Genomic DNA, 14,981 nt, shown 5'->3' with positions numbered 1-14,981 from the left:
GGCATTTTATAGCACGGGCTATAGTACTGTCCGTTACGGCGGGGGCAGGGCGGCCGTCATGCCGTCGATCGCGTCCTGAAAGCTGATCTCGCGCGTCATGTGCCGTCGCCAGATGGCCAGCAAAGGCGCGCTGGTCTTGAATGAGCCGCGTTGGTAGATGCCGGCCGGGTCGGCGTAAGGAGTGTAGTCGACCCCGCGCGCCTTGAGGACGGACTTGACCGTTTCGCCCACCGTGTAGCAGTGCACGGCGTGCCAGAGAGCTCGGTTTGGCGCTCGCCCGGCCGCCGCCAGGCTGGCGTTGATGGCGTCGATCACGGCCCCGTTCACGCGCATGTGCGCCCCCTCGTGGTACAGCATTTCGAGCGCCGCCAGGCCCTGGTAGTCGGTGCGCGCGCTGGGCATGATAGTTTGCATGGGGTCGTCGTCGGATGTGTAGGCGCCGCTGCGCTCGCCCGTGTGGAAGACGACGTCCACCCGCGCGGGACTGGCGGGAAATGTGCGATGGAGGTGGCCTTCGATGCCAGTTTTTAACTGTTGCCCGAAAACGGCGTCGAGGGCGCGTGCTTGCCGGATCCAGCGCCGGTTGGCGCTGTCGTGGATGGGCCAGATGGTGCGTGCGTAGAGCGGGGCGGCGCGCTCGAGGGCGCCTGCCAGGGCCGGCGGCAGGGCCAGGCCGGCCACGCTGCGCTGCGCGTCGGGAGCGCGGCTCAAGGCCAGCTTGACCCGGTCCATGTCAGGATCGAAAACATCGCTGCGCGCGTAGGTGTTGCGGTAGTAGGCGGCTGCTTGTTCGAGACCGGCGCGCTCGAATGGATCGGTGACGGCTTGCCATTCGGCCCGGGGACCAAATTTGCCGAGGGTGGCGTTATCGAATAAAAAGTGATGCAGGTTGAGCAGAAAGTGGCTGTGGAAGGCGAACTGGACGCGCTCGCCAGGCCCGGTTGCCGATGCGGGAAGGCAGAACAGGATGGCGAGGACAAACGCGAGAGCGCGGCGCATGGGTTTCCTTGGGCGTAGTGAAAACGTAGTATAGCCCGTAATGTTGTATAAAATAACATCTTGATCGCACCTGTAACACGTCGGTAGTGGAGCAGGAAAAGGCGCAGTCCGCAGGGAATGCATGCGCTTCGAGATGGGTGGAAGTGCAAGGCGCAGCCAGGCCTAACGCTTATCCGACCTACGTTCCTCGCTGCAGCACGCTCACACCAGGCAGCGCCGTCGTATTCTTGAGCGTTACACCTTTTGCGACAGCCCGGCGCGCTGCTATCCCACTTGCCGCTGCGCAGTCCCGGCCCCCTGCCGCGTCTCGGCAGTATGTAGCAACTCCGCGACTTCCTCGGGTGCGGCACGCAGGTCGATGAAGCGCGCGATGGCGTTGTCGAGCGGGGGCAGCAGGATGCCGCGTTTGCTGCCCAGCGCGCTGTAGTACGGCCGCCGCGCCTGAAAGTGAAAGTCGGCGGCGCGCCGTTCTTCAAGCCGGCTGGTGTCTATGTCCGCCAGCAACGCAGCCTTGCCGGCCAGCTCGACCCAGGTCAGCGCAGTGCCGTTGGTCAGGTGCCAGACGCCAGCCTCGCGGTCGATAATCAAATCGAGGCAGGCGTGCACGAGATCGGGGACGTAGGTGGGCGACACCGTCAGGTCGCTCGCGGCCGTGTAAGGCGCGCCTCGCGCCAGGGTGTCGAGCACTTGCGTGAGGAAATTGTAATTGTCCCAGGGGCCGAAAAAGGAACTGGTGCGCACGACCAGCGCGCCCGCGTGCTGGTCCAGCACGATCTGTTCGGCCGCCGCCTTGCTGTGCCCATAAATATTGAGCGGCGAGACGGTATCGTCCTCGTGATAGGGCGACAGTTGTTGGCCGTCAAACACCAGGTCGCTGGAAAACGTGGTCAGGTGCACCCCGTGGCGGGCGCAGGCGCTCGCCAGCACGGCCGGGCCCTGCACGTTTTCGCGGAAGCAGCGCTCGATGTCGCGTTCGGCGTCGTCCACCCGTACGTAGCCGCTGGCGTTGATGATGGCCCACGGCTGGTACTTGGCGAGCGCCTGCTCCACCGAGTCCTGGTCGGCAATGTCCATGTCCTTACGGCTGAGCAAACGGTAAGCCAGATTGCGCTTGTGGCAGATACGCGCGAACGCGCGCCCCAGCGTACCTGTGGCGCCGGTGATCAGGATGGGCGCAACGGCAGTGCCGACGGTCAGGTGGCCGTCGGCCGAGATCGAGGTCAGCGCTTCGGCGGTGGCGACCGGCGGGCACAGGAAGCGGCCCGCGCGGCGCCACCAGCCCTGGCCGCGCAAGACAGGGTGGGACGGCGCCTGGCCGCAAGCCAGTTCGCGCATCATCCCGGCCAGTGCCGTGGGGCGCGGCAGCGGGGAGCGCACGTCGAACGGCCCCGGCTCGTAATAGCCTTTGGCGGCGGTCACCAAGCTGTTCCAGTCGAAGGAACCAAGCAGCGCCCATACGGTGACGGCAAGCACGTCGACGCCGTTGCGCCTGGCCTGCTGGCCCGCTTCCCAGATTTCAAGCAGCCAGCGCAACTGGTCTTCGCGGTTGGCGTCGATATGCGCTTCAGTGACGGCCAGCGGGATGCGGTAACGGTCCCAGATTTCGTCGAGCAGGGGACCGATGCCGGCCGTCGGCGTGGCCAGCGCGCGCGAGGTTTCGATATCGGCGCAGGCGCGCCCGTCGGCGCTGCCACGAAAATGCTCGGGGTAGCGCTCGGCGCGGTGGTCGAGCCAGCGCTCACTAGTCACGTAATAGTTGACGCCAATAATGTCCGGCGGACACGGGTTGTCGCGGAACCAGAGGATCTCGGTCGGGGCGATGCCGCTGGCGGTAAGATACGGCCACAGGCCATAGTCGGGGCCGACCATGCCGCATAGAAGATCCCAGGCCAGCCAGCGCCGCTCGTTGTAGAACTCGGCTACGTCGCGCAGCTCGTGCGTGCTGTAGGTTTTGCCCAGGTCGTCGGTCTGGACCAGCATGGCGTGCGGATTGACCTTGCGGATGGCCTGCATGGAGAGCACGATCGCCTTGCACTGGACCAGCAGGGCGCGCAGGAACAGCGCGTTGCTGCGCCCGTGCGGATACCACAGCCCATACAGGCCGCTAAAGCGGGCGGTGGTCAGCGGTTCGTTGACGGGAGTGTAATGCGTGACCCAGGGATAGCGCTGCGCGACGGCGCCGGCGTAGTCGGCCAGGCCGCTGGCGAATGCGGGGTCCACCAGGCTGGTGTGCGCCGGGCCGCTGCCGTGGTGCACCAGTCCGACGATGGGGGCAATGCCGGCTGCGCGCAGTGCGGGCAGGCGCTGGTCCGGCCAGCTCCAGTCGGCCGCGGCAAGGCCATTGGGCGCCGTGCGTTCCCACAGCACGGGATAACGAATGGCCTGGATGCCGAGCGAGGCGAAACGCTCGATGTCGCAGCTGCGCTGCGCATGGCCGTTGCGGTCGATCTGGCTGAAGTACTCGTCTTGCACGCGGTTGACAGTGCACTCGAGACCGCCCCAAAGTTGCAGCGGCGCAGTATGCAGAAGGGATGGTCTTTCATGCATGGAACTCACCCACAGTAATTGAATGGAAACCTTAAAAATTAGAGATGCATTAAAACGGGAAAGTTCGGCTCACTGTCGAGAGATCGCGTCCGGATGGCCGTTTTGCTGACGCAGCGCAGCGAAAGCGCAAGCAGCCCTTGGCCTTGCTGTATGATGCGGTACGCCTTTTGTCCGCTTTCCCTCTGTCCTATCTCACCGAGAAATTCGCATGCAAACCTTCATTCCAGGCAAAGACGCCGCCCTTGAATCCACCATCGAGACCATGCAGGCCAAGCTGGCCGCGCGCGGTTTCAAGCTTAACGAGTCGTCGCTGCTGCATGAAGTGGACGCCATCTGGTCAACCCACATGAAGGACAACGATTGTCCGATGTTGTTTTCAAACGGCAAGGGCGCAACCGAACTGGCGGCGCGCGCCAGCGCCTACGGCGAATTTTTCGAGCGCCTGGGCACGCATTATTTCTGGACCCATTTCAACCTGGGCGAAACGCGCGCCAACCGTCCGTTCGTGCACTATCCGCAAGAGCGCTGGTTTCCGCGCGCCGAAGACGGCGCGTGGCCGGCGGAAATCCTCAATCCCGAATTGCACGCTTTTTACAATCCCGACGGCGAGATCGATGCCGAAGTGCTGGTTGACTTAAATTCCGGCAACGTCGAGCGGGGTATTTGCGCCTTGCCGTACATACGCTTGCGAGATGGCGCCGAAACCTTGTTCCCCGTAAATATCATCGGCAACCTGTATGTCAGCAACGGCATGGCGGCGGGCAATACGATGATGGAAGCGCGCAGCCAGGCGATTTCCGAAATTTTCGAGCGCCAGATCAAATACCGCATCATCAGCGAAGGCTTGTGCCTGCCCGAAGTGCCGGACGACGTGATTGCGCGCTTTCCGAATATCCAAGCCGGTATCGCCGGCTTGCGCAAGGCCGGTTTCGGCATCCTGGTCAAGGATGCCTCGCTGGGCGGCAAGTATCCGGTGATGAACGTGACGCTGGTGCACCCCAAAGACCAGGGCGTATTTTCGAGCTACGGCGCGCATCCCCGTTTTGAGATCGCGCTGGAACGCGCCATGACCGAACTGTTGCAGGGCCGCGCCCTCGACTCGCTGGAAGGCTTCCCCGAGCCTGGCTTCGACATGAATGAAATCAACGCCGTCGCCAACCTCGAAATTCACTTCGTCGATTCAAGCGGCGTGATCAGCTGGAATTTCATGGGCGACAAGCCTGATTTCCCCTTCGTGGACTGGAATTTTAGCAATACGACGGAAGAAGACTACCACTGGCTGGTCGATTGCCTGCACGGCGAAGACAAGGATATTTATGTGGCCGACTTCAGCGAGCAGGGCGCCTACAGCTGCCGCATCCTGGTGCCAGGGTTTTCGGAAATTTATCCAGTGGAAGACCTGGAGTGGGAAAACAATAGCATCGGCAATGCCATCCGTCCCAAGCTGGTGCGCCTGAACGAACTCACCGAAGACGACTGCGCCGAGCTGCTGGAATTGCTGCAGACGATGAATGTCAACGATGAGCGGCCGCTGTGGGAAATCCTGGGCCTGGCCATTCCCCTCGGCACCCCGTGGAAGCAGTTGCGCGTTGGCGAACTGAAGACTTTGCTGTCGCTGGCGGTGGGCGACCAGGACGGGATCCTGGAAGGGTGCGACTGGATTCACCACTTCAAGGACCTGGCCCCGGCGCGGCGCCTGGTGTACCGCTGCATCGAGAGCATCCTGAACGTGGACGATGTGGATAACTACCGCCGCTCGATGGTCATGCTGTACGGCGCCGACACGGTACGCCAGGCCGAGGCGCTGCTCGACCGCAGCGAGCGCTTCTTCGGGCTCGAGACGCTGGGACCCGACATGCAGGGCAGCGCCATGCACCAGACCTTGTTGGCGGCTTACGACAAGCTGTTCGTGTAATCTGATCTTGCAATGCATTGCGCGGCCTCTGGCATGAGGCCGTCGCAAACAAGGGCGAAAGCGCAGCAGAGTTACGTCGCTGCGCCGCCTGCGCGAAGACGATGTGGCTGCGCCGCACTGTCGCCCCTTCTGCAACACCCTCGCAACCGGGGGCGCAGTATCACCATCCTCCCCTCCTTGTACACCGCCGTGCTGCTTTTGCCGCGCCACTGGCGTTCCCGCGTGCGCAAGCCCATGATGCAGCCTTCACTACAAGGAGTTCATCATGAGCAAAGGATTACGACTGACCCAAAAATGGATGCAGCGCGGCCTGTGGCTGGTTGCATTCGCTTTCGCCGCCTTCCTCATCGGCCTGGGCGGCAAGGTAGTCGAAAACCTGTGGGACGTGGAACAGCCGCTGACAGTTGAGCAATTTCTCGATCCGGCCACGCACCGGCAACTCACGGCAGCGATGGAGCTGGCACAAAAACGTACTGAAACCGTCACCGCCCGGCGCGAACAGGCTGCCCAGAAACTGGAAGTTGCCAAGTCCAACTCGCGCCTGGCACAGGAAACTTTCAGCAACTGGATTGCCACGCGCCAGGCCACGATGCGCCCCGATCAAGATCCTGACCTGATTGCCCGCACGCGCGGCCTGGAGGCCGTCAAGACAGTGGAACGCAGCGCGCTGGCCGAGGTCGAAACGCAAGACCAGGCATTGCTTGACACGCGTCAGGCAAGCGAGCGCGCCAGTGCTCAAATGGATGAAGCGCTCAAACCCGCGCAGCAAGCGCTGGCGCGCGCCTACCAGCTCAAGGAACTGCGCGTTTTCCTGTATCGCCTGGTGCTCACGCTGCCCCTGCTGTTGGGTGCCGGCTGGCTGTTCGCCAAAAAGCGCGGCAGCACCTACTGGCCTTTCGTCTGGGGTTTCATTTTCTTTGCGCTGTTTGCGTTTTTTGTTGAGCTGGTGCCCTACCTGCCAAGCTACGGCGGCTATGTGCGCTATATTGCCGGCATCGTGCTCACGGTGGTGGCGGGGCGCTATGCCATCTTGTCGCTGCAGCGCTACCTGGCGCGCCAAAAGGCGGCCGAAGCGATGCCGGAAGTGCAGCGCCGCGAAACGCTCAATTACGACATGGTCTACACCCGCCTGGCCAAGTCGGTGTGCCCTGGGTGTGAACGCCCGGTTGACCTGAAGGACCCTGCGCTCGACTTTTGTCCCCATTGCGGCATTGGCCTGTTCGAGCGCTGCCCCCAATGCAAAACGCGCAAAGGAGCCTTTGCGCGTTTCTGTTTCTCATGCGGCACGCCCGGCAAAGCCGGGATGCCTGACTAAAAATTAGTCCTTCAGGTCGGCCGGCACTTTGCCGCCGTTGGCCGCCAGCTTGTTCATGACCTGGCGGTGCAGCCAGATATTCATCGAAGCCGAGTCACTGGTGTCGCCGGTGTAGTGCAGTTCGGCGGCCAATTCCTTGCGCGACTGCAGGCTGCTGTCGAGGTCGAGCAGCTTGAGCAGGTCGACGATTGACGACTTCCAGTTCAGCGACGATGCTTGCGGCATGCCGTTCAGAATCTGCTCGACATCTACCTGGTCAATTGCCGCTACCGGCGGCGGTGCCGACGGGGCTGACGGTGCTGCCTGACCGACTGTGGCCGTTGGCGCTGGCGCCTGCACGGCAGGATGCGACGAAGGGAAGATTTTGTGGAAGATATTGCTGAGGATGCCCATGATATGCCTTTGTGTGTTGTTGTAAGAGTGGCTTGGTGTAAAACTGATTTGATGTAAAACTGGCTTGATGAAAAAGCAGTTTAGTTCTTCATGCCTTCGGCGATACGGCCGAGAACGATGGCAAGTGCCGCGCCGCCGATGGTTTTCACCAGCGTCGGATTTTCTGCGTAAAAAGCGCCCATGCGGTCAACAATGCTGGGGTTGGCTTTTTCGGCGTGTTCCGCCAATTCCTTGACTTGCTCGGGCGTCATTGCATCAGCCTGGGCCGGCGTAATTGCCGCTGGCGCCTCGTTACCGTGGAACAGGTTGCCCAGCGCACCACCGGCGATGGAACTGAGGATGCCGGGACCCATGCCGCGCAGCAGTTGATTGAGCATGCCCGCGCGCTGCGTGGAGTCGCTCTTGTCGAACAGCTGGCTGACCATTTGCGGGAACGGCGGCGTCTGGTCCGATCGCAGTGCCTCGGTCACGCCTTGGGCCATCGCCTCGCGCGGTGCATTTTGTGCGACTTGGTCGAAATCGTCGTATGCGCGGCCAGCGTTGGTGGTGTGAGCGCCGCCCAGATATTGTTGCAGTAAATTACCTAAATCGAATGCCATGTGGAGCTCCCCCGTGTGCAATAAAAATCCGCGCCTTGCTGTGATGAGCGCGTCGTCGATGCAGCAGAGTAGGCTGGAAAGACAACGTTATCCGTTCGCAAACGCACATACCCGGGATATTCGCCGCCCGGGTTCAAACCGTTGCGCCGGGGAAGCTGTTCGGATTTTTCCATCGGGAAATACTTGGACTTAATTTCCTTAAACACCTAAACTCGAAGTTTCCGATAATCAATATTCGTTATGCGACTTCTCGCCCTCGTCATCTTTGCAGTGATCTTCGCCGCCGCAGTGCACCTGTGGGCGTTGCCGCCGCTGGTGGGCGCGCTGTACCTCGTGGCGAGCCTGGTGTGCTTTGCGATGTACGCGCTCGACAAGTCGGCGGCCAAAGCGGGGCGCTGGCGCACGTCGGAAAATACGCTGTTGTTGCTGGGCCTGGCCTGTGGCTGGCCAGGCGCGGTCGTGGCCCAGAAGCTGCTGCGCCACAAGTCGAACAAGCAATCCTTCAAAAGCCGCTTCTGGTTCACCGTGCTGCTCAATAGTGCGCTGTTCGTTTACCTGGCCTCGCCGCTGTCGATCCTGCAGCGCGCTTGATCAGAACGAGAGCCGCTCGCCGTCGGCCGGAATGCGCAGGCGCGCGCCCACGCCGGCCGCCTGCGCCGCCGCAGCCAGGGCCGCGCGCGTGGGCGGGCAATGGCTGAGCGCTTCCAGGTGGTTGGCCACTACCGTGCCGCGCGCCATTTTCGCAAATGCAATCACCTCGTCCGGACCCATGATGATCTCGCCGCCCAGGTCCATGCGCGCCCCGCCCGCCGGCACCACGCAGATGTCCGGCTGGTAGCGCTCGACGGCTTGGCACACGGCGCTTGAGAGGATCGTGTCGCCGGCCAGGTACAGCGTGCCCTCGCCGGGCAGCGCAATCAGGTAACCGACCCCGTGTTCCATCAGCGCCCCAATCCAGCCGCGCCCGTGGGTGCAGCGGACCGTCTGAATGGTCCCGTTCAGGAAGGGTTGGGGCGTGCTGCTGTCCGGCGCCAGCGGCTGCGCATCGAGGCCGCGCCTGGCAAGGTAGCCGGCATCGTGCGCGGTACAGGTCACCGGGATGCGGCGCTCGCGCAAAAAGCGCCTTCCTTCGTAGTCGAGATGGTCGAAGTGTCCCTTCTGGCAGTGGGTGATCAGGCAGTGCGTCACCTGCTCGAGCGCGCCGGTGGCGCCAGGGGGCAAGTCGAGGATCGGATTGCGCTCGCGCTTGCCGTCGAAGACGCGCAGTGGCGGCAAGCTGTATTTTGCGCCAAGCATCGGATCGACCAGGATGTGGTGGGCGCCGCTGTGGATGATGATGGTGGCGTTGCGCAGTTGGGTGATCTGCAAGGTCACGCTCCTTGAAAGGGAATCCGGCGCGCCGCCAGGCGTTTGACGCCGCCGCGTTCGGCCGCAGCGATCATTTGCTGGCGCGCGGCCGGCTGTTCGTCCGGCGTGCCGTTGCCGAAGGGCGGATCCGGATAGTATTCAATGCCAAGCTGGATGGTTTTGGCCACTTCTTCGCCGGCCAGCAAGCCTGCCAGGAACAGGCCGGTGTCGATGCTGCTCGAGACGCCCGCACCGGTCACCAACTGGCCGTCGCGTACATAGCGCTGCTTGACTACGCGCGCGCCGTACGCCGCCACCTTGTCGCGCGCAAACCAGTTGGTAGTCACCTGTTTGCCTTCCAGCAGGCCGGCCGCGCCGAGGATTTCGGCGCCGTTGCAAACGCTCACGGTCCAGGCGCAGGATGCCGATATGCGCCGCACGCACGCGAGCAGGGCATCATCGGCCAGTGCCGCCTCCACGCCCGGGCCGCCCGGAACATACAGGATGTCGGTCGCTTCCAGTTGGTCGAACGTTTTGCACGCCTGCATGCCCAGCCAGCCGGTATCGACGGCCACTAGGCCGCACTTGGCCGCGACGAATTCGACTTCCATGCCGGGCAGGTTGGCCAGCACGTCGTAGCCGCCGACGACGTCGAGGGCGGTAAAACCGTCAAACAGAATGATTGAGAGGCGCATCATGGTTCTCCTTGGTTGATCAGAAGTTCATTCTGGGCTCGAGGCGCCAAATAAAAAAGTGGCGATATCGCTAAAAAATATGGCATTATCGCCAGCATGAAAACGACGCGCATAGCAGTACTTGCCTACGACGGCTGCATGGGCATGGAGATCTTCGGCCTGTGCGACACGCTGCTGGTGGCAAACCGGGTGGCGCAGGCGCTGGAGGGCGCGGCCTCGGCCCCGCTGTTCGAGGTGACGGTGATCAGCCTGACGGGCGCCGACGCCACGGCCGCCGGCGGCCTGCGCATCGGTACCCGGCGCGCGCCGCGCGCGCGTCCCGACCTGCTGGTTATCCCCGGCATGGAACTGAGCGACCGCGCCAGCTGCCTGCAGCCGTTGCGCCGCCTGGCGCCGGAAACGGCCTATGTCAGGCGCGCTTTTGCCAAGGGCACGCCGGTGGCCGCCGTGTGCGTGGGCGCCTTCCTGCTCGGCGAGGCCGGTTTGCTTAACGCGCGCCGCGCCACCACCTCGTGGCTGTTCGCCGCCGATTTGGCGCAGCGTTTTCCGCAAGCGAACGTCGACGTCAGCGCCTTGCTGGTCGAGGACGGCGGCGTGACCACCACCGGTTCGTTCAGCGCCACCTTCGATCTGGCCATGCACCTGATCGGCAAGGCCGCCAGTCCCAAAGTGCGGCGCGCGGTGGCCAGGATGGCCTTGCTCGACGACCGGCGCGCCAGCCAGGCGCCGTACATCGACAGCCGCATGCTGGCCCGTCCGTCCGGCACTTTTGGTGCGCAGGTCGCCGGGTGGCTCGAAGAGCGCGTGGCCGAACCCTACGACCTGAAGGCGCTCGCACAAGTCTTCCATGTCAGCGCGCGCACGCTGCTGCGCCGCTTCAAGGACGATGCCGGCATCTCGCCGCTGGCCCATCTGCAGCAGGCGCGCATCGGCAAGGCCAAGCTGCTGCTGGAGTCGACCAGCCAGAGCGTGGCGCAAGTGACGGCAAAGGTGGGCTACGGCGACGTGGCCACCTTCGGCACGCTGTTCAAGCGCCTGGTGGGGCACTCGCCGGCCGAATACCGGCGCCGCTTCAAGACGGCGGCGCGCCAATGATGCTAATGTGGCGGCATGTGGACCTACCCAAGATTTCTTGCCCATCGGGGCGGCGGCAAGCTGGCGCCTGAAAACACCATCGCAGCCCTGCAGTGCGGGCTCGACCATGGCTTTCACGCCGTGGAGTTTGACGTCATGCTGGCGCGCGATGGCGTGCCCGTGGTGATGCACGATCCTTATCTGGGGCGCACGATTGCCGGGTCGGGCAATGTGTTCGACTATGACGCCGCCGAGCTGGTGGCGATGGATGCGGGCAGCTGGTTTGGCGCGCAGTTCAAGGGCGAGCCGGTGCCGCTGTTCACGCAGTTCGTGGCGTTTTGCCAGGCGCATGGGATCTGGATGAATATCGAGATCAAGCCGGCGCCGGGGTTCGAGGCTGAAACAGGCCGGGTGGTGGCCGCCCTCACGCGCGCCATGTTCGGGCTCGAGATCGCCCGCGACGATCCCGTGGTGCCGCTGCTGTCGTCGTTCAGTGTGGTGGCGCTGGCGGCGGCCCGGCAAGCCGCGCCCGATGTGCCGCGTGCGCTGCTGCTCGACGTGGTGCCTGCCGATTGGCGCGAGCAGGCGATAGCGCTGGACGCGGTTGCGATCCATACGAATCAAAAAAACCTGACGCCTGCCCTGGCACGCCAGATCAAGGCGGCCGGCCTGGGGCTGTTTTGTTATACCGTGAACGATCCGGGGCGTGCGCGCGAGCTAGTCGAGTGGGGAGTCGACGCGATGTGTACTGACAGGATCGACCTGATCGGACCCGCCGGACCGCGCTGAACGCCCGGCCGCACTGCGGGGTGGCCGCTGGCCGGCCAGGGGACTGCGCTATAATCGTCTTTTTATAGCATGCTGCTCTCACTCGCCCATACAACATGAAATCATCTGAAATCCGCGACAAATTCCTGAAATTCTTCGAATCGAAGGGCCATGCGATTGTTCGCTCCAGCTCGCTGGTGCCGGGTAACGATCCGACCCTGTTGTTGACGAACAGCGGCATGGTCCAGTTCAAGGATGTATTTACCGGCACCGACAGCCGCCCGTACACGCGCGCCACCTCGGTGCAGCGCTGCGTGCGCGCCGGCGGCAAGCACAATGACCTGGAAAACGTCGGCTACACGGCGCGCCACCATACCTTTTTCGAAATGCTGGGTAACTTCAGCTTCGGCGACTACTTCAAGCGCGACGCCATCAACTATGCGTGGGAGCTGCTGACCAAGGTCTACGGTCTGCCCGCCGACAAGCTGACCGTTACCGTCTATATGGAAGACGACGAAGCCTACAACATCTGGGCCAACGAGATCGGCGTGCCGGCCGAGCGCATCATCCGCATCGGCGACAACAAGGGCGCGCGCTACGCGTCCGACAACTTCTGGGCCATGGCCGACACCGGCCCGTGCGGCCCGTGCACCGAAGTGTTCTACGACCACGGCGCCGACATTCCCGGCGGCCCGCCAGGCTCGCCCGACGAAGACGGCGACCGCTTCATCGAGATCTGGAACCTGGTGTTCATGCAGTTCAACCGCGACGACGCGGGCGTGATGCACAAGCTGCCCAAGCCGTGCGTCGATACCGGCATGGGTCTCGAGCGCCTGGCCGCCGTGCTGCAGCACGTGCATTCCAACTACGAGATCGACCTGTTCCAGGCCCTGATCCGCGCCGCCGCGCGCGAGACCGGCGCGCTGGATCTTGAAAACAAGTCGTTGCGGGTGATCGCCGACCACATCCGCGCCGCTTCCTTCATGATCGTCGACGGCATCATTCCCGCGCCGGAAAGCCATGGCTATGTCCTGCGCCGCATCATCCGCCGCGCGCTGCGCCACGGCCACAAGCTGGGCCAGACCAAGCCGTTCTTCTACAAGCTGGTCGAGGACCTGACCATAGAAATGGGCGCCGCCTATCCCGAACTGGCCGAAGCCAAAGAGCGTGTCGCCCAGGTGCTCAAGACCGAAGAAGAGCGTTTCGGCGAAACGCTGGAAAACGGCATGAAGATCCTCGAAGCGCAGCTGGCCAAGGACAGCAAGAACCTCGATGGCGTGACCGCCTTCACGCTGTACAGCACCTACGGTTTTCCGCTTGACCTGACCGCCGACATTTGCCGCGAACGCGGCATCACGCTGGACGAAGCAGGCTTCAAGCAAGCCATGGAAGAAGACCAGAAGACGGCACGCGCGGCCGGCAAGTTCAAGTCGATCGCCAAGGTTGAGTACAGCGGCGAAAAAAACAAGTTCGTCGGCTACGACAAGCTGGTCCACGGCAGCACGGTCGTTGCGCTGTACGCCGACGGCGTCTCGGTGCAGGAACTCAAGGTGGGCCAGGCCGGCATGGTGGTTCTCGACACCACGCCGTTTTATGCCGAGTCGGGCGGGCAGGTGGGCGACCAGGGAGTGCTCACCGCTGCTGGCGGCCAGTTCGAGGTCGAAGACACGCTCAAGGTGCAGGCGGACGTGTATGGCCACCATGGCGTACTGCGTTCCGGGACCCTGAAAGTGGGCGACACGGTTGACGCCAACGTCGATGAAGCCAAGCGCGCGCGCACCATCCGCAACCACTCGGCCACGCACCTGATGCACAAGGCCCTGCGCGAAGTGCTCGGCGCGCACGTGGCCCAGAAAGGCTCGCTGGTCGACCCGGACAAGACCCGTTTCGACTTCTCGCACAATGCGCCGCTCACGGCCGACCAGATCATTCAGGTCGAAGCCATCGTCAACCGCGAGATCTTGCAGAACCACGCAACGAAGTCGCACAATATGTCCTTTGACGACGCCGTCAAGCATGGCGCCATGGCGCTGTTCGGCGAAAAATACGGCGACGAAGTGCGCGTGCTCGACATTGGCTCGTCCAAAGAGCTGTGCGGCGGCGTGCACGTGACCCGCACCGGCGACATCGGCCTGTTCAAGATCATCGGCGAAGGCGGCGTTGCCGCCGGCATTCGCCGCGTGGAAGCGGTGACGGGCGAGGGCGCGCTGGCGCTGGTGCAGTCGCTGAACCGGCGCCTGAATGAAGCCGCGGGCGCGCTCAAGACCAATCCCGAGGAACTGGGCAACCGCATCGCCCAGGTGCAAGACCAGGTCAAGTCGCTCGAAAAGGAACTGGCGGCGCTCAAGTCCAAGCTGGCTGCGGGGCAGGGCGACGAACTGGTGACGCAGGCGGTGGACGTGAACGGCATCATGGTGCTGGCCGCCACGCTCGACGGCGCCGACGTGGCGCGCTTGCGCGAAACCATGGACAAGCTCAAGGACAAGCTGAAGACAGCCGCCATCGTGCTGGCCAGCGTCATTGACGGCAAGGTCAGCCTGATTGCCGGTGTAACGGCTGATGCGACGGGCAAGGTCAAGGCGGGCGAGCTGGTCAATTTTGTGGCGCAGCAGGTAGGCGGCAAGGGCGGCGGACGTCCGGACATGGCGCAGGCCGGTGGCACCGATCCGACCAACCTGGCAGCGGCCCTGGCCGGTGTGGTTGCGTGGGTTGGCCAGAAGGCGTAATACACAGCGTCGTCCTCCCGCAGCGGTGGTTTCGCAAGAAGGGGGGGGCACTTCGCATTGCCATGGCGGTCGGAATGCGCTCGCGCTTTTCCGACCTACGCACTGATGTGCACACGCAGCATCCTCGGCGCTGCCACATTCCTGCGCTCCTATACAGCATGATCATTGCGACATGTCCATTGTCGTTGTGACCATGCAACAAAAAACTTAAATTTTGGTGCGGTGCGTCAAAATTTTTAATTTGGAGTATATTGAGGTCTGTGAGTCCAACAACCAACCCTACAGAGCAATCGATGAGCGACACCACTTTCGACAGCGAAATCATGGAATACCAGAAAGAACTCGATGCGCGCGGTTTGAACTGCCCGTTGCCGATCTTGAAGGCGAAAAAGGCACTGGCCGAAATGGAGACGGGCGAAGTTCTCAAGATCGTTGCCACCGATTCCGGCTCCGTGCGTGACTTCCAAGCATTCGCCAAGCAAACCGGCAATGCCCTGTTGTCGCACGCCCAAAACGGCCGCGAATTCACGTTTTTGATGCGCCGTAAATAATGTAGAGCGGCGAAGCCACGCAACAGCAGCTTCGCCGACCGTTCCACCTTCC

Annotated in this window: 13 protein-coding genes; 7 read left to right on the top strand and 6 right to left on the bottom strand. The window is 63.0% G+C overall.

From position 1 onward, the window contains the following. Positions 1–33: 33 nt before the first annotated feature. Positions 34–999 carry a hypothetical protein gene (locus tag ACP7D4_RS07110; protein WP_426208366.1) on the bottom strand — a complete coding sequence of 322 codons (966 nt, stop codon included), beginning with the start codon at positions 997–999 and terminating at the stop codon, positions 34–36. A gap of 264 nt (positions 1,000–1,263) precedes the next feature. Further along, a complete protein-coding gene (locus tag ACP7D4_RS07105) occupies positions 1,264–3,546 on the bottom strand; it encodes a family 1 glycosylhydrolase (protein ID WP_426208365.1) in 2,283 nt (760 codons plus the stop codon). A 208-nt stretch (positions 3,547–3,754) separates the two neighbouring features. Between ACP7D4_RS07105 and ycaO the strand changes: the two genes are divergently transcribed. Together ycaO and ACP7D4_RS07095 are read left to right on the top strand one after the other, a co-directional pair. After that, entirely contained in the window at positions 3,755–5,461 is a 1,707-nt protein-coding gene (gene ycaO, locus ACP7D4_RS07100) for a 30S ribosomal protein S12 methylthiotransferase accessory factor YcaO (RefSeq protein WP_426208363.1), read from the top strand. Positions 5,462–5,726: 265 nt separating this feature from the next. Next, positions 5,727–6,776, top strand: a complete 1,050-nt coding sequence (locus ACP7D4_RS07095) for a serine endopeptidase (protein WP_426208361.1) — start codon at positions 5,727–5,729, stop codon at positions 6,774–6,776. Positions 6,777–6,779: 3 nt separating this feature from the next. Here the strand turns inward: ACP7D4_RS07095 and ACP7D4_RS07090 are convergent, their stop codons facing one another. Beyond that, positions 6,780–7,169 carry a DUF3597 domain-containing protein gene (locus ACP7D4_RS07090; protein ID WP_426100392.1) on the bottom strand — a complete coding sequence of 130 codons (390 nt, stop codon included), beginning with the start codon at positions 7,167–7,169 and terminating at the stop codon, positions 6,780–6,782. A gap of 80 nt (positions 7,170–7,249) precedes the next feature. Then, positions 7,250–7,768 (bottom strand): hypothetical protein, encoded by a 519-nt coding sequence (locus tag ACP7D4_RS07085; protein ID WP_426100394.1) that lies wholly within the window; start codon positions 7,766–7,768, stop codon positions 7,250–7,252. A 240-nt stretch (positions 7,769–8,008) separates the two neighbouring features. Here ACP7D4_RS07085 and ACP7D4_RS07080 point away from each other — a divergent pair, with 240 nt between their 5' ends. Then, positions 8,009–8,359, top strand: a complete 351-nt coding sequence (locus tag ACP7D4_RS07080) for a DUF1294 domain-containing protein (RefSeq protein WP_426100396.1) — start codon at positions 8,009–8,011, stop codon at positions 8,357–8,359. On the opposite strand, the gene ACP7D4_RS07075 is transcribed toward ACP7D4_RS07080, so the two are convergent. Continuing rightward, on the bottom strand, positions 8,360–9,142 hold the full coding sequence (locus ACP7D4_RS07075) for an MBL fold metallo-hydrolase (protein ID WP_426208360.1): 783 nt from the start codon (positions 9,140–9,142) through the stop codon (positions 8,360–8,362). After that, complete coding sequence (locus ACP7D4_RS07070; protein WP_426208358.1) at positions 9,139–9,810, bottom strand: DJ-1/PfpI family protein; 672 nt, start codon at positions 9,808–9,810, stop codon at positions 9,139–9,141. Before ACP7D4_RS07070 ends, ACP7D4_RS07075 begins: the two co-directional genes overlap by 4 nt. A gap of 96 nt (positions 9,811–9,906) precedes the next feature. Here ACP7D4_RS07070 and ACP7D4_RS07065 point away from each other — a divergent pair, with 96 nt between their 5' ends. From ACP7D4_RS07065 to ACP7D4_RS07050, 4 genes are all read left to right on the top strand, one after another. Next, positions 9,907–10,905 carry a GlxA family transcriptional regulator gene (locus tag ACP7D4_RS07065; RefSeq protein ID WP_426208356.1) on the top strand — a complete coding sequence of 333 codons (999 nt, stop codon included), beginning with the start codon at positions 9,907–9,909 and terminating at the stop codon, positions 10,903–10,905. Between the two features lie 15 nt (positions 10,906–10,920). Beyond that, positions 10,921–11,673: a glycerophosphodiester phosphodiesterase gene (gene ugpQ, locus ACP7D4_RS07060; RefSeq protein WP_426208354.1), complete on the top strand. Its 753-nt coding sequence runs from the start codon at positions 10,921–10,923 to the stop codon at positions 11,671–11,673. A 95-nt stretch (positions 11,674–11,768) separates the two neighbouring features. Continuing rightward, positions 11,769–14,378, top strand: a complete 2,610-nt coding sequence (gene alaS / locus ACP7D4_RS07055; RefSeq protein WP_426208352.1) for an alanine--tRNA ligase — start codon at positions 11,769–11,771, stop codon at positions 14,376–14,378. 323 nt (positions 14,379–14,701) lie between these two features. Next, positions 14,702–14,929 (top strand): sulfurtransferase TusA family protein, encoded by a 228-nt coding sequence (locus tag ACP7D4_RS07050; protein ID WP_426208408.1) that lies wholly within the window; start codon positions 14,702–14,704, stop codon positions 14,927–14,929. Positions 14,930–14,981: the final 52 nt, after the last annotated feature.

It is taken from the genome of Massilia sp. TWP1-3-3 (assembly GCF_049897805.1).
GTDB lineage: Bacteria > Pseudomonadota > Gammaproteobacteria > Burkholderiales > Burkholderiaceae_D > Telluria_A.
This window is presented reverse-complemented; position numbering and strand designations above follow the sequence as displayed.